The organism is Actinokineospora sp. NPDC004072 (assembly GCF_053604195.1).
This window is the reverse complement of sequence record NZ_JBSGHB010000003.1, coordinates 152,630-172,378: the sequence shown is the minus strand read 5'-3', so window position 1 is coordinate 172,378 and position 19,749 is coordinate 152,630. Positions and strand designations below refer to the sequence as shown.

Genomic DNA, 19,749 nt, shown 5'->3' with positions numbered 1-19,749 from the left:
GTCGCCGCTGACCGGACTCGCCCCAGCCCTCGCTGGACGGGCCCCACTGCTGACCGGACTGGTTTCGCCGCTGACCGGACTCGCCCCAGCCCTCGCTGGACGGGCCCCACTGCTGACCGGACTGGTTTCGCCGCTGACCGGACTCGCCCCAGCCCTCGCTGAACTCGCCCCACTCCCGGCCGGTGGCCCTACCGCTGGCTGGACTGGCCCCACCGCCGGTTGGACTCGCCCCAGCCCTCGCTGGGCTCGCTGCATTCCCGGCCGGTGGCCCTACCGCTGGCCGGACTCGCCCCACCCCCTCGCTGGACTCGCCCTTTCCCGGCCAGGGCTCGCCTTACCCCGCGCCAGACCCGCCCCACTCCCGGCCGGACTCGCCCCACCTCCCAGCCCACCGACTCACCTGCCAGCCTCCTCCGGTCCAGAGCCCGCCAACCCAACCGCCACCGGCACTGCCGATCAGGCTGCGGAAGGACGGGCAGCGGACTTGTCCCGCTCCTGCCTCCGCCCGCACGTCCACACCTGCGCTCGCGCTCCGCCCGCGCTCCATTAGCGGTTGGGCTTAAGGCCCGAGTACCGGTTGGGCTTTCGACCGAGCTGCGTCGCGTGGCACTGCTGCTCCGAGTTGCGGCGACGGGGGACGTCACCCGCTGGCCGGGCAGCTGGCGCGGTTCGGCGGGTGCTCCCGTCCCTGCGACCCGCTCAGCGGCAGAACCGTTGACGGTTGCGGTATTGGACCAATTGGCGTCGGCGGCTGCGGCTGGCGGGCGGGGAGGGGTGGCGGGGGTGGGGATTGGTCTGACCAATCGGGCGGGTGTCAATCGGGGCTGGGCGATGTGCCGGTTTCGGTCGGGGCGAAGTCGGTTGCGGCGGGCGGTCGGCCGGTGGCCGGGGGCAAGCGGTAGATGCCGCACGGTGAGCGGCAGGGGGAGGGGGAGGGGGTGGGGGCGGGGCGGGGGTGGGAGCACTCTGGGTAGAGAGGAGTTTGAGCTGGTCAGAAGGGTTGTCTAGACGAAAGGAGTCCTTAGTGACCGGTCGGGGGTGTTACCCGGACGTGTGAGCTGGGTGGGCGCGGTGACCGGTTGGTGGGGGTTCGGTAGCGCGGTGGGTGCGCCGCACTTCACCTCCTCATAACGACCAGTTGTCGACTGCAAGTTTCCCGGGGGTGGGGTGATGCCGTTGAGTAGGTCACAGGACGCCGTGACTACCGGGTCCGCATCGCGAGGAGGCTCCACCAAAGATGTTGGACAGCAGCGAAAGGTCCGAGAGCTGGCGTCGGGCGTTCCGGCCGGAATTGCGGGCCGAGGCCATCGGGTTGGCGTTCCAGGGCTGGTCGGTCCTGCCGGGCACCTTCCCGACGGCGCAGGGCTGGGCCGGGCGCGATGGGGTCGAGGCCGACGGGCCGGTGCCGGTGCACGCCGACTGGCAGCAGCGCGTCGGCACCGACGCCGAGCGGGTCGCGGGCTGGTGGGCGGGCAAGCCCTACAGCCTGCTGCTGGCCACCGGGGCCGGGGTGGACGCCATCGAGGTCGACGGTGACCTCGGCAGGCGCGCCGCCCGGGTGCTGCGGTCCTTCGGCCTGCCGGTGCCCATCGTGGCGACGCCGGAGAGCCGCTGGTTCTTCCTGGCCCGCTCCGGCGGGCGGCTGCACCGCGACCTCGCCGAGCACGACGTGGTGCTGCGGGCCGAGGGCGAGTGGATCTCGCTGCCGCCGAGCCCGGTGCGCCACGGCGTCGTGCACTGGCGGGTCAAGCCCGAGGTGTGCAACTGGGTGCTGCCGGACCCGCGCGTCGTCCAGGAAGCGCTGCTCGAAGGGCTCGACGCGCCCGTGCACAACCTGGTCAGCGCGCTCGTCGCCGCCGACTGAGCGAACCGGGACTGACAACTCCATAGTGGACCACTGCGGCCGGGCGGGGTGAGCCCTCCTCCCGTAACTCCCCCGTCCGGCCGCAGAACCAAGCCTGCCCAGCCGCCGCGCCACACTCCCGCCCTCGGCGACGGCGCCCGGGCAGGCAGCAGGCCGAGCATGGGCCGGGAGCAGCCTCCCCGGCCACTCGTGACCACCGGACGACGACGCGGCCCCCGCCTTGGCCGCGGGTCGGCGACCCGCCCCGGGACCGCGGGCGGGCTGGGCGACAGCCCGCCCCAGCGACTCCCGACGCCGACTTCGCCCGCCGTGACCACAGTGGACCTCGGGTAGCAGGCACCCCAGCCCCCTCGGCCGCACCGCAGCGCGCCGGGCAGCGCGTCGGACCCGAACCCCGACGCGCCCCGGCGCGCCGCAACCATTCATGCGCGCCGCCAGTCGCGCACCGCGAGTGGCCATCACCCAACTGCGCCGCGACCGCAACTGCCGCGCCAGCTAGCACGCCGGACCCGGCGCGCGGCAAACCGCCAGGTCGACCATGGCGGGTCGCGCACTGCTAGCGGGCAACGATTCGAGCTATGCCGCGACCGCCCCGCCCGCCGCGCGGTGGAAGCAGGCCGCGGTCGAGCAGCTGGGCAGTCCAAGGTGACCGCTCCGCCCGCCGTGCGAGTGGAAGTAGGCCGCTGTCAGGCAGTCGGGCTGTTCGGGGTGACCGCCCCGCCCGCCGTGCGGGTGGAGGCAGGTCGCGGTCGGGCAGTTGGGCTGTTCGGGGTGACTGCCGCGCCCGCCGTGTGGGTGGAGGCAGGTCGCGGTCGGGCAGTTGGGCTGTTCGGGGTGACTGCCGCGCCCGCCGTGTGGGTGGAGGCAGGCTGCGGTCGGGCAGTTGGGCTGTTCGGGGTGACTGCCGCGCCCGCCGTGTGGGTGGAGGCAGGTCGCGGTCGGGCAGTCGGGCTGTTCGGGGTGACCGCCCCGCCCGCCGTGCGGGTGGAAGCGTCTGAAGAGGTGTTACTCGGGTGGGCGGGTCAGGTGGTGATTGCGGTGAGGACCGTGCGGAGGACGGTGGTGGCGCCTTCCTTGTCCAAGGGTTCGTTTCCGTTGCCGCACTTGGGGGACTGGACGCAGGACGGGCAGCCGGTGGGGCACTCGCAGGCGGTGATCGCGGAGAGGGTCGCGGTGAGCCAGGCGGTCAGGGCGGTGTGGCCGCGTTCGGCGAAGCCCGCGCCGCCGGGGGTGCCGTCGTGGACGAAGACGGTGGGGTGGCCGGTGTCGGGGTGCCACGCCGTGGAGACGCCGCCGATGTCCCAGCGGTCGCAGGTGGCGATGAGGGGGAGCAGGCCGATGGCGGCGTGCTCGGCCGCGTGCAGCGAGCCGGGGATGCGCGGCGGGAGGATGCCGGACCTGGCCAGCAGGGACTCGGGCAGGGTGTACCAGACCGCGCGGGTGTTCAGGGTCTGCGGGGGCAGGTCGAGGGGGATCTGGTCGAGGACCTCGCCGGACGGGAGGCGGCGCAGGTAGCCCACGACCTGGGAGGTCACGGCCACCTCGCCGAAGCACACCGACACGCCGCTGGGGTGGTCGACCCGGGACAGCACGTCCAGCACCGCGATGTCGACGTCCTCGCGCGGCGAGGTCGTCCAGTCCGGGGTCTCCTGGTGCACCAGCGCCAGGCAGGCGTCCAGGTCCAGTTCGTCGACCACGTACGACACGCCTTGGTGCAGGTACACCGCCCCCGGGTGGACCGTCGCGCACGCGCTGCCCGCGCCGACCGTCCCCAGCATGCGGCCGGAGTCGGCCTCGACCAGCGCGATCTGCTCGCCGCCCGACCCGCGGATGTCGACGTCCCCGTGCGGGCGGTCCGCCGAGGTCCAGTACCAGCCCGTCGGGCGGCGGCGCAGGACGCCGTCGCGGACCAGCTCGCCCAGCACCGACTCCGCCGTCGGGCCGAAGGCGGGCAGGCACGCGGGCGTCAGGGGCAGCTCGGCCGCGGCGCAGGCCAGCTGCGGGGCCAGCACGTACGGGTTGCCCGGGTCGATCACCGTCGCCTCGACCGGGCGGTCCAGGACGGCGGCCGGGTGGTGGACGAGGTAGGTGTCCAGCGGGTCGTCCCTGGCCACGAAGACCACCAGCGCCCCGTCGCCGCCGCGCCCGGCCCGGCCCGCCTGCTGCCAGAACGAGGCCAGCGTGCCCGGGTAGCCCGCGACCACCACCGCGTCCAGCCCGGCGATGTCGACCCCCAGCTCCAGCGCGTTGGTCGAGGCCACCCCCAGCAGCTCGCCCGAGCCCAGGGCCGCCTCCAGCGCCCGGCGCTCCTCCGGCAGGTACCCGGCCCGGTAGGCGGCCACCCGCGGCTCCAACTCGGGGTCCACTTCGGACAAGATCCGCCTGGCCCCCAGCGCGGCCAGCTCGGCGCCCCGGCGCGAGCGGACGAAGGCCAGCGTGCGGGCGCCCTCGATGACCAGGTCGGCCATGATCCGCGACGCCTCGGCGCCCGCCGAGCGGCGTATCGGGGCGCCGTTCTCGCCGGTCAGCTCGGTCAGCGGCGGCTCCCAGAGGGCGACCGTCCTGGCCCCGCGCGGCGCGCCGTCGTCGGTGACCGCGACGCACTCGCCCCCGCACAGCCGCGACGCCGAGGTCGCCGGGTCCGACACCGTGGCCGAGGCCAGGATGAACACCGGCGACGACCCGTACCGGGCCGCCACCCGCCGCAGCCGCCGCATCAGCAGCGCCACATGCGAGCCGAACAGCCCGCGGTAGGAGTGGCACTCGTCGACCACCACGTACCGGAGCTGCCGGAAGAACTGCGCCCACCGCCCGTGCGACGGAAGCACCCCCCGGTGCAGCATGTCGGGGTTGGTGAACACCCAGCGGGAGTGCGCCCGCACCCAATCGCGCTCAGCCATCGGGGTGTCGCCGTCGTAGGACGCGGCGCGCAGGTCCGCCAGCCCGAGCGCCTGGGCCGAGCGCAGTTGGTCGGCCCCCAGAGCCTTGGTGGGCGAGATATATAAGGCAGTCGCCTTCGGATCGGCCAGCAGGGCCGTGACCACGGGCAGCTGGTAGGCCAGCGACTTGCCCGACCCGGTGCCGGTCGCCAGCACCACGTCGCGGCCCGAGTGGGCCAGGTCGGCGGCCTCGGCCTGGTGCGACCACGGCGCGGGCACCCCGCACGCGGCGAACGCGGCCACCACCTCCGGCGGCGCCCACGACGGCCAGGGGACCACGGCCGCGGCGCGGGCCGGCAGCGACGCCACGTGGGTGATCGGGTCCTCGCCTGGTGGCAGACCGGCCACCACGCGCTTGAGCAGCAGATCGCCCCGGTGCTCACCCATCCGCGCAGCTTCCCACAGCAGACCGGCTGTCCTGGAAATCGGCGAGATGTTGGTCACAATCGGTTTGATGAACCACTACTGAACGTGCACGGTGCGGGACGGCTGGCGAGTGGGAACTGCTTTACCAATAGACTCCGCGCCCATCCCACCGATTGTGGTGGTGCACACGTCGGTAACGGGGTCCGGTCCAGCAGACGTCGGCTCCCGGAACAGGCAGATCAATCAGGAGGACGGATGCAAGGGCACTTCCTCGCGGCGGACCTGACGCTCACCGGCGCTGATCGCGGTGTCGTCGTCGTGGTCGCCGTGATCGCCCTCGCCGCTCTTGCCGTCGGGTATGTGCTGCTCAAGGAGGTTCTGGCCGCCGGTCAGGGAACCGCCAAGATGCAGGACATCGCCAAGGCGGTGCAGGAGGGCGCGGCGGCGTATCTCAAGCGGCAGCGCAACACGCTGCTGATCTTCGGAAGCATCGTCTTCCTGCTGCTGTTCGCACTGCCTGCCGACAGCACGGCGGAGCTCATCGGCCGATCGGTGTTCTTCCTGGTCGGCGCGGCCTTCTCCTTCGCCATCGGCTACCTGGGCATGTGGCTGTCCACCCAGGCCAACCTGCGGGTCGCCGCGGCGTCGGTCGAGGACGGCGGCCGGGAGAAGGCCATGCGGATCGCCTTCCGCACCGGCGGCGTGGTCGGCATGGCCACCGTCGGCCTCGGCCTCTTCGGCGCGGCGGTGGTCGTGCTCGTCTACACCGGCATGGCCCCGAAGGTGCTGGAGGGCTTCGGCTTCGGCGCCGCCCTGATCGCCATGTTCATGCGGGTCGGCGGCGGCATCTTCACCAAGGCCGCCGACGTGGGCGCGGACCTGGTCGGCAAGGTCGAGCAGAACATCCCCGAGGACGACCCCCGCAACGCCGCGACCATCGCCGACAACGTGGGCGACAACGTCGGCGACTGCGCGGGCATGGCCGCCGACCTGTTCGAGTCCTACGCCGTCATGCTCGTCGCCGCCCTGATCCTGGGCAGCACGGCGTTCGGCGTGCAGGGCCTGCTCTTCCCGCTGATCGTCCCCGCGCTGGGCGTGCTGACCGCGATGCTCGGCGTCTACATCACCAAGGCGAAGGCGGGGGAGAGCGGCCTGACCGCGATCAACCGCTCCTTCTACATCTCCGCCCTGGTCTCGGCGGTGCTGTGCACGGCGGCGGCGTTCATCTTCCTGCCGACCTCGTTCTCCGAGCTGACCGGCGCGGCGGACACCAACATCGCGGGCAGCCCGGCGCTGGTCGCCGCGGTCGCGGTGATCATCGGCATCGTGCTGGCCGGGGTCATCCTCTGGCTGACCGGCTACTTCACCGGCACCGACTACAAGCCGGTCAAGGACGTCGGCCGCACCGCGCTCACCGGCCCGGCGACCGTCGTGCTGGCGGGCATCTCGGTCGGCTTCGAGTCCGCCGTCTACACCGCGCTGGTCATCGGCGGCGCGGTCTACGGCGCGTTCCTGCTCTCCGGCTCGATCACCGTGGCGCTGTTCGCCATCGCGCTGGCGGGCACCGGCCTGCTGACCACCGTCGGCGTCATCGTCGCGATGGACACCTTCGGCCCGGTCTCCGACAACGCCCAGGGCATCGCCGAGATGTCCGGCGACGTGCACGGCGAGGGCGCGGCGATCCTGACCGAGCTGGACGCGGTGGGCAACACCACCAAGGCCATCACCAAGGGCATCGCCATCGCCACCGCGGTGCTGGCCGCGACGGCGCTGTTCGGGTCCTACCTCGACGCGATCAAGGCGGCGTTCGCCAAGGCGCAGAACGAGTTCTCCAACGACATCTTCACGGTGTTCAGCCCGAACGTCCTCGTCGGCGTCGTCATCGGCGCCGCGGTGGTGTTCATGTTCTCCGGCCTGGCGGTCAACGCCGTGACCCGGGCGGCGGGCGCCATCGTCTTCGAGGTCCGCCGCCAGTTCCGCGACATCCCGGGGATCATGGAGGGCACCACCCGACCGGAGTACGGCCGGGTGGTCGACATCTGCACCCGCGACTCGCTGCGCGAGCTGGCCACCCCCGGCCTGCTGGCCGTGCTGGCCCCGATCGCCGTCGGCTTCGGCCTCGGCGTCGGCCCGCTGGCGGGCTACCTCGGCGGCGCGATCGCCGCGGGCACGCTGATGGCGGTGTTCCTGGCCAACTCCGGCGGCGCGTGGGACAACGCCAAGAAGCTGGTCGAGGACGGCAACCACGGCGGCAAGGGCTCCGACGCCCACGCCGCGACCGTCATCGGCGACACCGTCGGCGACCCGTTCAAGGACACCGCCGGTCCGGCCATCAACCCGCTGATCAAGGTGATGAACCTGGTGTCGGTGCTGATCGCGCCCGCCATCGTCGCCCTGTCGGTCGGGGCGGACGCCTCCACCGGGGTCCGGCTGGCCATCGCGCTGGTCGCGGCGGCGCTGATCGTGGTCGCGGTCGTGGTCTCCAAGCGGCGCACGACCGCGATCGCCGAGACGCCTGCCGCCGAGCCGGTGTCCAACGGCGCGGCCTGACGCGGCACGCAGGGCAGGTTCAGCCGAAAGGCTGAGCCTGCCCTGCTCCTTTCGGCCTGCGGGCGGCTGGTCCGGCCGGCAAGATCGGCTACGCCGATCCGAGCAGCCCGAGGAGCCAGCGCATGGTCCGCCGCCCCCTGATCGCCGCAGCCGTCGTCCTCGTGCTCGCCGCATGCGGCAACGACGACCCGGGCACGCCCGAGCCCGCCCCCGAGGCCCCGACCACCACCGTGGCCCCCACCGAGCCCCAGGGCGACCCCGTGGCCTGGGCCGAGCGGGTGTGCTCGTCGGTCTCGCCCGAGGTGGCCAAGCTCAGCAAGGGCCCCAACATCGACCCCAACAACCCGAAGGCGGCCAAGGGCAACCTCATCTCCTACCTCGACACCCTGGTCGACGCGCTGGAGCGGATGTCGGCGGGCATCGGCGAGGCGGGCGACCCGCCCGTGCCCGACGGCGACATCGCCGCCGACCGGGCCGTGCAGACCCTGCAGAAGGCCCGCGACCAGGTCCAGCGCTCGCGCGACGAGTTCGCCGCCGCCGACGTCAGCGACCCGGAGAAGTTCAAGCAGGCGTTCACCAAGGTCGGCTCGGACCTGCAGAAGCTCGCCGAGCTGGAGAACCCGATGGCCGGGCTGCGCGGCAACGAGCAGCTCGACGCGGCGTTCAAGAAGGCCGCGTCCTGCCGGACGCTGGCGGGCACCGACGCCTCCGGCTCGGCAGGCGTGCCGACCTCCATCCCGACCTCGGCGGCCACCCGGACGTCGTGACCTTCGCCACGTGACGGGCTGACCGCGGTGCGTGGCCGCACGCGCTTCCGCAGCTCGAACTTCTGTTCTAACCTGGCCGCCGTGGAGCAGCTCTCCTTCTACTCCGCCGAGGCGTCGTCCCCGAAACTGGCCGACCTGGCGGGGCTGCTCTGCGGGCCCGGCCGGGTCCGCGTCTTCGCCGGGGGGACCGCCCGCCTCACCATCCCGGTCGACCGCCCCGTTCGGGCGAAAGCGCTGGTCACAGCGCTGGGGCTGCGCGGGGTGGCGGTGCGCAGGCAGGTCTGCGAGTACACCGGCGAGCACGAGGTGCGGACCGCCTTCCGGGCCGACCTGGCGCCGCTGGCGCAGGACTGGGGCGGCGGCCGCAAGCGCGTCCCGGACGGCTTCACCCCCGACGGCAACGCGCTGCGCCTGTGGGCGCTGGCGGCGGGCCGGTGGACCGATGGGGGGTACCTGCTCGGCCTCGACCAGCTCGCGCCGCATACTCATGACCGCCTGGTCGAGGCCCTCGCCCGGTGCGGGCTGCCCGCGTCGGCGCATTCCGGCGGCCTCCGCATCCGGGGACGGCGTAGGCTCGCCCGGCTCGGGGAACTCGTGGGTCGCTCTCCGGGGCCGGGGTGCGACGCACTGTGGCCCACCGGGGCGGAGATGCGTGTGGTGTCATGAACGTGTATTGGTGGCCGATGGCAGGGTGGTAGGGACTCAGGCTGTCGAGCGGCAACAGAGAGAGCGGGATCCGTGGCCGGAACGAAGACCAACAGAAGCGCCGGGGGCGCGCGGCGGCGGCTCGTGATCGTCGAGTCCCCGGCCAAGGCCAAGAAGATCGCCTCCTACCTGGGGCGCGACTTCGTGGTGGAGTCCTCCCGCGGCCACATCCGCGACCTGCCCCGCAAGGCGGCGGAGGTGCCGGAGAAGTACAAGGGCAAGGCGTGGTCGAACCTCGGCGTCAACGTCGACAACGGCTTCGAGCCCATCTACATCGTCACCCCGGACAAGAAGTCCACGGTCACCGAGCTCAAGGGCCTGCTCAAGGACGTCGACGAGCTGTACCTGGCGACCGACGGCGACCGCGAGGGCGAGGCCATCGCCTGGCACCTGCTGGAGGCGCTCAAGCCCAAGGTGCCGGTGCGCCGGATGGTCTTCCACGAGATCACCGAGTCGGCCATCCGCGCCGCCGCGGAGAGCACCCGCGACCTCGACCGCGACCTGGTCGACGCGCAGGAGACCCGCCGCATCCTCGACCGCCTCTACGGCTACGAGGTCAGCCCCGTGCTGTGGAAGAAGGTCATGCCGCGGCTGTCGGCAGGCCGGGTGCAGTCGGTGGCGACCCGCATCGTCGTGCAGCGCGAGCGCGAGCGCATGGCGTTCGTGTCGGCCTCGTACTGGGACATCTCCGCGACCCTGGACGCGGGCGCCGACGCCGAGCCCCGCACGTTCGGCTCGCGGCTGCTGTCGGTGGACGGCACGCGGCTGGCCACCGGGCGCGACTTCGGCCCGGACGGGCGGCTCAAGGCGGGCGCCGAAGTCCTGCTGCTGGAGGAGGCCGAGGCCCGGCGCCTGGCCGAGGGGCTCAGCGGGGCCGCGCTGACGGTCACCTCCGTCGAGGAGAAGCCCTACACCCGCAAGCCGTACGCGCCGTTCATGACCTCCACGCTCCAGCAGGAGGCCGGCCGCAAGCTGCGCTTCTCGTCCGACCGGACGATGCGCGCCGCACAGCGGCTGTACGAGAACGGCTACATCACCTACATGCGCACCGACTCCACCACGCTGTCGGAGACGGCCATCCAGGCCGCGCGCGCCCAGGCCACGCAGCTCTACGGCAGCGAGTTCGTCTCGCCGCAGCCGCGCCAGTACACCCGCAAGGTGAAGAACGCCCAGGAGGCGCACGAGGCCATCCGGCCTGCCGGTGAGGTCTTCCGCACCCCCGGCGAGGTCGCCCGCGAGCTGGAGGCCGACGAGTTCCGCATCTACGAGCTGATCTGGCAGCGCACGATCGCCTCCCAGATGGCCGACGTGCGGGGCACGACGATGACCGTGCGGATCACCGGCAACGCCGCCTCCGGCGAGGAGTGCGTCTTCTCCTCCAGCGGCCGCACGATCACCTTCGCGGGCTTCCTGCGCGCCTACGTCGAGTCGGTGGACACCGAGACCGGCGGCGAGGCCGACGACGCCGAGCGCAGGCTGCCGCGGCTGACCAAGGGCCACCCGGTGACCGCCGCCGAGCTGGCCGCCGACGGGCACGCCACCAGCCCGCCGCCGCGCTACTCCGAGCCCAGCCTGATCAAGCAGCTGGAGGACCTGGGCATCGGCCGCCCCTCCACCTACACCTCGATCATCAAGACGATCCAGGACCGCGGCTACGTGTGGAAGAAGGGCTCGGCGCTGGTCCCGTCGTGGATCGCCTTCTCCGTGGTCGGGCTGCTGGAGCAGCACTTCGAGCGGCTGGTGGACTACGACTTCACCGCCGCGATGGAGGACGAGCTCGACCGCATCGCCGTGGGCGACCAGGAGCGCACGACCTGGCTGTCGGGGTTCTACTTCGGCGGCCCGGTCGGCCCGGAGGGCTCGGTCGGGCGCTCCGGCGGGCTCAAGAAGCTGGTCGGCTCCGGGGTCGAGGAGATCGACCCCAAGGAGGTCAACTCCATCCCGGTGTTCACCGACACCGAGGGCCGCCCGGTCGTGGTCCGGGTCGGCCGGTACGGGCCGTACCTGGAGCGCGAGGTCGACGGCGAGGCGCAGCGGGCCAACCTGCCCGAGGACCTGCCGCCGGACGAGCTGACCCCCGAGGTCGCCGAGCAGCTGTTCGCCGTGCCGATGGAGGGCCGCTCGCTGGGCACCGACCCGGTGACCGGGCACGAGATCGTGGCCAAGGACGGCCGCTTCGGGCCCTACGTCACCGAGGTGCTGCCCGAGGAGGAGCCGGAGCCGGGCAAGAAGAAGGCCAAGGCGAAGGCCAAGCCGCGCACCGGCTCGCTGTTCCAGTCGATGTCGCTGGACACGGTGACGCTGGAGGACGCGCTCAAGCTGATGTCGCTGCCGCGGGTGGTGGGCACCGACCCGGCGACCGGCGAGGAGATCACCGCGCAGAACGGGCGCTACGGGCCGTACCTGAAGAAGGGGACCGACTCGCGCTCGCTGACCAGCGAGGAGCAGATCTTCGAGATCACCCTGGACGAGGCGCTGAAGATCTACGCCGAGCCCAAGCAGCGCGGCAGGCGCACCGCGGCGGCCCAGCCGCCGCTGCGCGAGCTGGGCCCCGACCCGGTGTCGGGCAAGCCGATGGTGATCAAAGATGGCCGGTTCGGGCCGTACGTGACCGACGGCGAGCACAACGCCTCGCTGCGCAAGTCCGACAGCGTGGAGACGATCTCGGTCGACCGCGCCTCGGAGCTGCTGGCCGAGAAGCGGGCCAAGGGCCCGGCCCCCAAGCGGACCTCGACCCGGCGCACCACGGCCAAGACCGGCGCGAAGACCACCAAGAAGCCTGCCGCGAAGAAGCCCGCGGCCAAGTCGAAGGCCTGATCACCGGGTGCCCGCCGCGCCGATCGAGCACAATCGGGAGATGGGCGCGGCGGACCGCCGGGTTCACCAAAGTCACCCTGAGTCCACTGCCGGGTGGCTAACCTGGACAAACCAGGCCAGCGTCACCTGAACGGCGCAGGGCCACTGGTTACGCTGGGACGCCGTCGGGTGTGGATTGGGGTGGAGGCGATCAGCGCAGGCTTGAACGGACAGGTGGTGGACGCCGAGGCATCGATGGCCCACCGCGTGCGCAGCGTGCTGTCCATCCGCCCGTTCCGCAGGCTGTGGGGCGTCACCTACCTGTGCAGCACCGGTGACTGGCTGTCGCTGCTGGCGCTGACCGGGCTCGTCACGACCTTCCTCGACGACTACCGCGCGCAGAGCTTCGCCTTCGCGGGCGTGGTGCTGACCCAGCTGCTGCCCGGTCTGCTGTTCGCCCCGTTGGGCGGCCTCTTCGCCGACCGGTTCGACCGGCGCAAGGTGATGGTCGTCTGCGACATCGCCCGGTGCGGGCTGTTCATCTCCATCGCGGTGGTGGGCTCGCCGCTGTGGCTGTTCGTCGGCAACTTCCTCATCGGCTGCTGCGCGCTGCTGTGGATCCCGTCGAAGGACGCCGCGGTGCCCAACCTGCTGCGCCGCCCCGACCAGGTGGAGACGGCCAACCAGCTGGGCATGGTGATGACCTACGGCATCGCGGTCATCAGCGGCGCCGGGCTCTACGCGCTGATCAACGCGGCCAGCTCCACCTTCCACCTCGACCCGTCCGGGTTCGGCATCGCCAACATCATCCTGCTGCTCAACGGCGCCCTGTACCTCAGCAGCGGGATCATCGTCGCCACGCGCATCCCGGAGCTGTCGCTGCGGGCGCCCCAGAGCAAGGCGCCCCAGGGCAAGGGAGCCGACAGCGCCAAGGCCGAGCCCGCGGCCAAGCCCGGCTTCGGTGCCATGATCAAGGACGCGGTGCACTTCGTGCGCACCACGCCGCTGGTGCGCGGGCTGCTGATCGGCATGATCGGCGCGTTCGCCGCGGCCGGGGCGCTGGTCGGCTCCGCCCAGCTCTACGCCAACAGCCTCGGCGGCGGCCAGCCCGCCTTCGGCTGGCTGTTCGTCGCGCTGTTCCTCGGCCTGGCCACCGGCATGGGCGGGGCGCCCAAGCTGGCCCGCACGCTGCCGCACAACCGGCTGTTCGGGGTGGCCATCGTGATCGCGGGCATCGTGCTCGCGGTGATCGCGCTCTCGCCGCACCTGGTCGTGTCGCTGATCGCGGTGGCCCTGCTCGGCGCGGGTGCGGGCGCGGCCTTCCTCACCGGCGTCACCATCATCGGCACGCAGGTCGAGGACGCCATCCGCGGTCGCATCAACGCCGTCTACCAGTCCCTGATGAAGATCATCCTGGCTGCCTCGATGGCCGCGACCCCGGTGCTGGTCGGCCTGGTCAGCCCGCGGCAGGTCAACCTGTTCGGCAGGCCGATGCTCATCGACGGCACCCGCCCGGTGCTGCTGGGCGCCGGTCTGATCGCCGCGCTGGTCGGGGTCATCGCCTACCGGCAGATGGACGACCGGCGCTCGGAGAAGATCCTCACCGACCTGCTGGCGACCATCCGCCGCGCGCCGCGGCGGGCCACCGGCGTGCTCATCGCCGTCGAGGGGGCCGCCGGGCTGGACACCAGCGCGCAGGCGCGGCTGCTGGTCGACTGGCTGCGCAGGCCGGGCCGCAAGGAGGTCGTGCTGGCCGAGGACCCGGCCCTCGACGACGGCAGGCTGCGGGCGGTGCTGGCGGGCGCGCAGCTCTCCAGCGCCCGCGCCCAGGCCCTCGTCGCCGCCGCTGTGCGCGCCGACCTGGTGGAGCGCGAGATCCGGCCCGCGCTCGACCGCGGCGCGCTGGTGGTCATGGAGCGGTTCGTGGACAGCCCGCTGGCCTACCTGTCCACGGCGGCGGGCCTGGACCCCGCCGAGCTGGAGGGCCTGGCCGACTGGGCGACCTCGCGGCTGCGCCCGGACCTGACCGTGCTGCTGGACCGCGAGCCGGGCACCCTGCCGCCGCGCTCGCCCGCCACCGAGCATCATTGGCACGTGCAGAAGCTGCTGACCGACATGGCCGCGGCCGACCCCGACCACTACATCGTGGTCGACGGCGACGGCGCGGCCGACGAGGTCGCCGAGCGCGTGCGCGTGGCCGTGCGGTCCGCGCTGGCCGACCGCAAGCTGGGCGACCTGGCCCCCGTCCTGGACCCCGTCGAGGCGTCATGACGGTCTGGGCGCAGCTGGTGGGCCAGCCCGCCGCGGTCGAGACCCTGAGCACCGCGGCGCGGGCCGCCGCCGCGCTGGTCGACGGCACCGGCTCCGCGGCCGGGATGACCCACGCCTGGCTGTTCACCGGCCCGCCCGGCTCGGGCCGCTCGGTGGCGGCCAGGGCGTTCGCCGCGGGCCTGCAGTGCACGACCGGGCAGGCGGGCTGCGGGGAGTGCGCAGGCTGCCGCACCAGCATGGCGGGCACCCACGCCGACGTGCGGGTGGTCGAGCCGGAGGGGCTGTCGATCTCCGTGCTGGAGATGCGCGCCCTGGTGCAGACCGCGGCCCGGCGGCCGACCGGCGGGCGCTGGCAGGTCGTCATCATCACCGACGCCGACCGGCTGACGGAAGGCGCGGCGAACGCGCTGCTCAAGGCGGTTGAGGAGCCGCCGGACCGCACGGTGTTCCTGCTGTGCGCCCCCTCGGACCACCCCGACGACGTCTCGGTGACCATCCGCTCCCGGTGCCGGGCCGTGCCGCTGCGCACCCCCGCCCCGGACGCCATCGCCGAGGTGCTGCACCGGCGGGACGGGGTGGACCTGGAGACGGCCCGGTGGGCGGCCTCGGTCTGCGGCGGGCACGTCGGCCGCGCCCGGCGGCTGGCGACCGACCCCGCGGCGCGCGAGCGGCGGGCGAAGGTGCTGCGCATCCCGCTGCACCTGCCGACGCTGGCGCACGTGTTCGACTGCGCCGACGACCTGGTGAAGGCCGCCGAGGCCGACGCGGCGGAGGTCTCGGCGACCCGCGACGAGGCCGAGCGCGAGGCGTTGAAGACGGCGTTGGGCCACGGCGGCACCGGCAAGGGCGCGGCCTCGGCGACCCGGGGCAGCGCCGGGGCGCTCAAGGAGCTGGAGCGGCGGCAGAAGTCGCGCGCCACCCGCACCCAGCGCGACTCCCTCGACCTCGCCCTGGTCGACCTCGCGGGCTTCTACCGCGACGCCCTCGTGGTGGGCGCCCGCTCCGGCGCCACCCTCAACCACCCCGACCACGCCGAGGCGGCGACCCAGGCGGCCAACTCGTGGCCGCCTGAGTCCATCCTGCGCCGCCTGGAGGCCGTCCTGGCCTGCCGCGACGCCCTGGAGCAGAACGTCAAGCCGCGCATCGCCGTCGAGGCGATGGTCTCGGCCCTCTACCGCGGCTAGCGGCTGCGCCTGCGGGCCGGGAGCGCGGCGACCATGACGACGCCGAGCAGGAGCAGGGCCGTGCCGGTCCAGAAGATCGGGACGGTCTGGTAGGCGGCGTTGGTGTAGGCCAGCTGCGGCGGGGCCTTGCCCTGCGGGGCGGGCGCCGGGGGCTCCTGCGGCTGCTGGGTCGCGGTGCCGCAGACCACGCCGCCCTCGGGGGCGTAGGCGCGGGCCACCTGCTCGCCCAGGGAGATCTGGGCCAGCGCCGAGGGCAGGTTCGGCAGGCCGAGCGCATCCGTCGGCAGGACCTGCAGGTCGAGCATGCGGGCCGACGCGCCGACCTGGTAGCCCTTGAACGGCGTGGTCGCCTGCTCGCCCTTCTGGGTCAGCCCGGCCACCGACAGGCGCAGGACGCCGAGGTCGAGCTTCTTCAGTCCGTCGGTGAGCGGGCTGCCGTCGCCGAGGATGCCGCCGATGATCGGCAGGTCCTTCAGTGCGGGCAGCGCGTCGGCCCCCGGCAGCGGGATGCCGACCGGGATGTCGAGCTTGGGGTTGGCCGCGTCCAGCTTGCCCAGGCTCCTGCCGCCCTGCAGGACCTCCAGCACCGGCGCGGTGTAGGCGACCCGGGAGGTCTCCTTCGCCCCGGTCGAGGTGACCTGCAGGGTGGGCTGGCTGACGACCTTGATGGTGATCTCGAACGGGGTGCCCGCGAGCAGCTTCACCGCGGCCACCTGCAGCGTCGAGGTCGACTGCACGGCCTTGTTCTTCGAGCCGGGGATGTCGACGAGCTTGACCACCGACCGCGCCGAGAGCGTGTTCGGCAGGCTCAGCAGCGACCCGGCCCCGGTGGCCCCCGGTCCGCCGAGCACGCCCCCGAGCGTGCTCAGCGGCCCCCCGAGCTCCTTGAGCCCCTCGATGAGCGCCTTGTCCCCGGCGGCGTCGAGGTTGGGCGCGTCGAACACGCCGGTGAGGTCGGCGACGCTGGGCAGCGTCGGGATGGCGTTGAGCGCCGACAGGCTCGCCAGCTCGGTGGAGGCGTCGGCGATGGTGTCCACGCACGGGCCGAGCGCGTCGCTCCACTTGGCGTGCACCCGCCCGTTGAGCACGCCGACCTTGAGCAGCGTGTCCAGCGGCGTCGACGGCGGGTTGATCCCCGCGCTGCGCGGCTCGCCGTTGTTCGGCGGCGCGGTCTGGGCCAGCGACCCGGGCGCCTGCGGGCTGCTGCCCTGCACGGCCAGCCCCCCGGGCGCGGACTGGGCGACGGCCTTCTCGTAGGCCAGGTACGCCTCGGAGTTCGCCTGCGCGCTGGCCAGCCCAATCCCGAACTCGACGGCCGCCTGCTTGGGCAGCTTGTCCTCGGCCCCCGGGATGATCGACTCCGTGGGCGTGGAGTTCGGCGCGATCCGCACGACGGCCAACCCGGTCCCCGCATCCCCGACCGCCCGCCCCAGCGGCTGCGGCCCGATCGGCGCACTCGGCGGCGGCGCGCTCGAGTTCGCAGGCGGCGGCACCGGCGTCGTCGGCTGCGCACCCACCGGCCCAGCGCCCAGCACGACCAGCGCCACCGACACCGGCACCGCCAGCAGACGACGATGATCCATCTCTCCGGCCCCTCCTTCATACGCGCGTATGAGGTAAACGACGCCACCCCCGAAGGGTGACGCCGCCCCCTGCCCCATCCTCGATCGAGTGAGCCCGCTACACTAGGCCCCACCTGCCGCCTTAGCTCAGTCGGCCAGAGCGGCTCACTCGTAATGAGCAGGTCAAGGGTTCGATTCCCTTAGGCGGCTCGCAGGTCGAAGGCCCGTCCCCCAGGGGGCGGGCCTTCTGCGTGCCGCGGCCGCCCTACGGTGGGGCCATGGCAAGCGGGCAGCGTCGACCTCGCTATGGAGAGGCGCCGATGTGACAAATGAGCACGGCACCTGGCAGACCTTCGGCGAACGGCTGGTCTATGACAACCGCTGGGTGCAGTTGGGCTTGGTGGACGTCCAGGCCCCTAACGGGGAGCGCTGGGAGTACCACGTCGTCCACCTTGCGAAGATCGCCGTGGCGCTGGTGGTCAATGACCAGGACGAAGTGCTGATGCTGTGGCGCTATCGGTTTCCGACGCGGCAGTGGGGTTACGAGCTCCCTGGCGGGATGATCGATGACGGGGAGGATGCTGCTTCCACGGCTGCCCGTGAAGCGGCCGAGGAGACCGGGTGGGAGCCCGTCGGGGCGCCCGACCACCTGATCAGCTTCGAGCCGTTGCCCGGCCAGGTGACGGCGGGGGTTGAAGCATTCGTGTGGCGGAACGCCCGGCACATGGGGGAACCCGCGGATGCGGAAGAAGCAGGCCGGGTGGAATGGGTGCCGCTGGACCGAGTCGCCGAGCTGGCCCGGCGGGGAAGTCTGCTAGGAGCAGGCACGCTGGTGCCCCTTCTCTATTACCTGGCCGCCAGATGAGCTGAAACCGACTCGACCAAGCGGCCCAGGATCCTGCGGGTCTCGATCACCGAACACGCGATCCGGTCCAACCTCTTGTGCGCATCCACATAAGCAGCCGCTTCGGGCTCGTGAAGGAACACGCTGCTGTGCCGCAGTTCCACGTGGACCATCGGCGGATACCCGGAACCTCACCCGAGGTCACGCCATCAGCAGCCATGCAACTCGCGGCGTAGCCCTGCGTCTGCAGGAGGGGTGGAACCATCCCGACCGACCAGCTCACCAACCCGTTCGCGCCGCACTCGTACGCTGCCGCGTAGGTGTCCAACGGCAGGCCCGGCCACGGACGCTGCCACCAACCAGCCTGCGGGACGGACCGAGCAGCCTCGATCAACGGTTGCCTGCGGCGCGACGGAACGCCGTAGACCGCCAACAGAGCAGCTACATCCTCACTGCTGATGTGCCGCCTGCCATTCTCGATCCGGCTCAACGTCGACAGCGAGAACTGCGCGACTTCGGCCGCCTGTTCCAAGCTCAAACCGGCGAACGCAACCCGGAACAGCCGAAGCTGGGCACCCAGCATCCGGCCGCGCGCCTGCGGCCGTTTGTGCACTCCGCCCATGTCAGGCCGTCCCCCGCGGCAGCAAAGCTAGATCGACCATGCCCAACTCCATTGCGTTGTGATGCCGGTGGACGTCCAAGGGAGGGGCTCGGGCTGCCTCGGACAGGTGATCTGGTGCCTGAAAGGCGCCCAGTTCGCCGGTGCCCCTTGGTGGTCCGTGAAAGACTCGATGCCAGCGTTTCGTCATTGCAGGCTGGATGGAACGACGCGAGCACGACATGAGGACGCCTTGCGGATGCCACGCCGCCCGGTCGGGAGGAGGGGCGCATGGAGCCATCGGTTCACGCACCGGTCAGGACCGAGTTGGGTCGGCAGATTCGCGAGCGCCGGATGACCTATCAGGAGTTCGTTGAGTTCGCGGAGAGATTTGCGCGGGAGAATGGTGAGGTCGGCACGCTGCCGCTTCGGCAGCTGCAGCGGTTGGCCGCTGGTCGTCGACCGGATGGGAGACCGCTGGGGCCGGTGCGCCCGCCGACCGCGCGCCTGCTTGAGCGCATCTTCGGGATTAAGATCGAATACCTGCTGGGGCCACCTGGTGCCAGCGAGCCGAATGACGAGGGCGAAGCAGAACTGCGGCGATTGCTGAACGCATCGCGACGAGTGGATGTCACAGTGGTTTCACTGCTCCGCGAGCAACTCGACGCCATTCGCTACCTTGACCGCCAACTGGGCGCCGTCGTAGCCCATGACGAGGTCAAGCGAAGATTGCCCAAGTGCAGCACCTCCGCTCGTTCAGCCTGTCGCCGGATGTCCGTTCCTCGCTCGGTGCGCTGCAGGCGGAGCGTCGGCAGATCCGCCGACGCCGTGGAACTCCTGCGGTCGATGGCAGTGGACGCATTGCTGGGCTCCTGGTTGCACGCGGCTCTGGGAGAGGCCTGTTCGGCTGATGGTGATCGCGAAGGAAGTCTCGATGCGTTTGATGAGGCCGCAGCGCACCTGCCGAGTTGTGGAGGTAGGGGTTCCGGTCCCTACGTCGTGCTCGATCGCATCCACCTGGCTCGGTGGCGTGGCCATGCCCTTGCCCGGCTGGGGGACACGGAGGCGGTAGGCGTCCTGAAGGGCGCGCTCGCCGATCTCGATCCGTCATTCACCCGAGCAGCCCTGGCAATGCACGTTGATCTCGCCACGGCCTACGTGGCCAATGGGGAGCGCGAAGAGGCGCGCAAGCAGATCGACCTCGCCGCGGGGGTGGCGACGGAAATCGGGTCGGTCAGGCAGTGCAGGCGGATTGAGAGCCTTCGGGGTGGGCTAGGGGTAGGTGCTGCGGGATGAGCGTCGG

General features: G+C 72.2%; 12 protein-coding genes, 1 tRNA gene and 1 pseudogene. 10 read left to right on the top strand and 4 right to left on the bottom strand.

The features are described 5' to 3' along the window. Nucleotides 1–1,237: 1,237 nt before the first annotated feature. Nucleotides 1,238–1,864: a bifunctional DNA primase/polymerase gene (locus ACWEPX_RS05585; protein ID WP_451895896.1), complete on the top strand. Its 627-nt coding sequence runs from the start codon at nt 1,238–1,240 to the stop codon at nt 1,862–1,864. 1,022 nt (nt 1,865–2,886) lie between these two features. On the opposite strand, the gene ACWEPX_RS05580 is transcribed toward ACWEPX_RS05585, so the two are convergent. Then, a complete protein-coding gene (locus ACWEPX_RS05580) occupies nt 2,887–5,190 on the bottom strand; it encodes a DEAD/DEAH box helicase (protein ID WP_451895895.1) in 2,304 nt (767 codons plus the stop codon). 234 nt (nt 5,191–5,424) lie between these two features. On the opposite strand from ACWEPX_RS05580, the gene ACWEPX_RS05575 reads away from it, so the two are divergent. The 6 genes from ACWEPX_RS05575 (at nt 5,425) to ACWEPX_RS05550 (ending at nt 15,442) form a co-directional block, all read left to right on the top strand. Then, nucleotides 5,425–7,719 (top strand): sodium-translocating pyrophosphatase, encoded by a 2,295-nt coding sequence (locus ACWEPX_RS05575; RefSeq protein ID WP_451895894.1) that lies wholly within the window; start codon nt 5,425–5,427, stop codon nt 7,717–7,719. A 122-nt stretch (nt 7,720–7,841) separates the two neighbouring features. Further along, a complete protein-coding gene (locus tag ACWEPX_RS05570) occupies nt 7,842–8,486 on the top strand; it encodes a hypothetical protein (RefSeq protein WP_451895893.1) in 645 nt (214 codons plus the stop codon). Between the two features lie 81 nt (nt 8,487–8,567). After that, entirely contained in the window at nt 8,568–9,152 is a 585-nt protein-coding gene (locus ACWEPX_RS05565) for a hypothetical protein (RefSeq protein WP_451895892.1), read from the top strand. Nucleotides 9,153–9,224: 72 nt separating this feature from the next. Continuing rightward, the gene (gene topA, locus ACWEPX_RS05560; protein ID WP_451895891.1) at nt 9,225–12,008 is read left to right on the top strand and encodes a type I DNA topoisomerase; all 2,784 of its coding nucleotides are present in this window, start codon (nt 9,225–9,227) and stop codon (nt 12,006–12,008) included. 234 nt (nt 12,009–12,242) lie between these two features. Then, nucleotides 12,243–14,258, top strand: a complete 2,016-nt coding sequence (locus tag ACWEPX_RS05555) for a bifunctional MFS transporter/dTMP kinase (protein WP_451896168.1) — start codon at nt 12,243–12,245, stop codon at nt 14,256–14,258. Further along, nucleotides 14,255–15,442, top strand: coding sequence for a DNA polymerase III subunit delta' (locus ACWEPX_RS05550; protein WP_451895890.1), 1,188 nt, complete (start codon nt 14,255–14,257; stop codon nt 15,440–15,442). Before ACWEPX_RS05555 ends, ACWEPX_RS05550 begins: the two co-directional genes overlap by 4 nt. Here the strand turns inward: ACWEPX_RS05550 and ACWEPX_RS05545 are convergent. After that, a complete protein-coding gene (locus ACWEPX_RS05545; protein WP_451895889.1) occupies nt 15,439–17,025 on the bottom strand; it encodes a hypothetical protein in 1,587 nt (528 codons plus the stop codon). The two genes, ACWEPX_RS05550 and ACWEPX_RS05545, sit on opposite strands and share 4 nt — an antisense overlap. A gap of 115 nt (nt 17,026–17,140) precedes the next feature. On the opposite strand from ACWEPX_RS05545, the gene ACWEPX_RS05540 reads away from it, so the two are divergent. Beyond that, nucleotides 17,141–17,214, top strand: a tRNA-Thr gene (locus ACWEPX_RS05540). Between the two features lie 112 nt (nt 17,215–17,326). Next, complete coding sequence (locus ACWEPX_RS05535) at nt 17,327–17,869, top strand: NUDIX hydrolase (protein WP_451895888.1); 543 nt, start codon at nt 17,327–17,329, stop codon at nt 17,867–17,869. Here ACWEPX_RS05535 and ACWEPX_RS05530 read toward each other — a convergent pair. Both ACWEPX_RS05530 and ACWEPX_RS05525 read right to left on the bottom strand, forming a co-directional pair. Further along, nucleotides 17,851–18,021: a hypothetical protein gene (locus ACWEPX_RS05530; RefSeq protein ID WP_451895887.1), complete on the bottom strand. Its 171-nt coding sequence runs from the start codon at nt 18,019–18,021 to the stop codon at nt 17,851–17,853. The genes ACWEPX_RS05535 and ACWEPX_RS05530 overlap by 19 nt on opposite strands. Before the next feature lie 26 nt (nt 18,022–18,047). Next, nucleotides 18,048–18,431: pseudogene (locus ACWEPX_RS05525) on the bottom strand (helix-turn-helix domain-containing protein); the annotation flags it as partial. 306 nt (nt 18,432–18,737) lie between these two features. On the opposite strand from ACWEPX_RS05525, the gene ACWEPX_RS05520 reads away from it, so the two are divergent. After that, nucleotides 18,738–19,742 carry a hypothetical protein gene (locus ACWEPX_RS05520; protein WP_451895886.1) on the top strand — a complete coding sequence of 335 codons (1,005 nt, stop codon included), beginning with the start codon at nt 18,738–18,740 and terminating at the stop codon, nt 19,740–19,742. Nucleotides 19,743–19,749 lie beyond the last annotated feature (7 nt).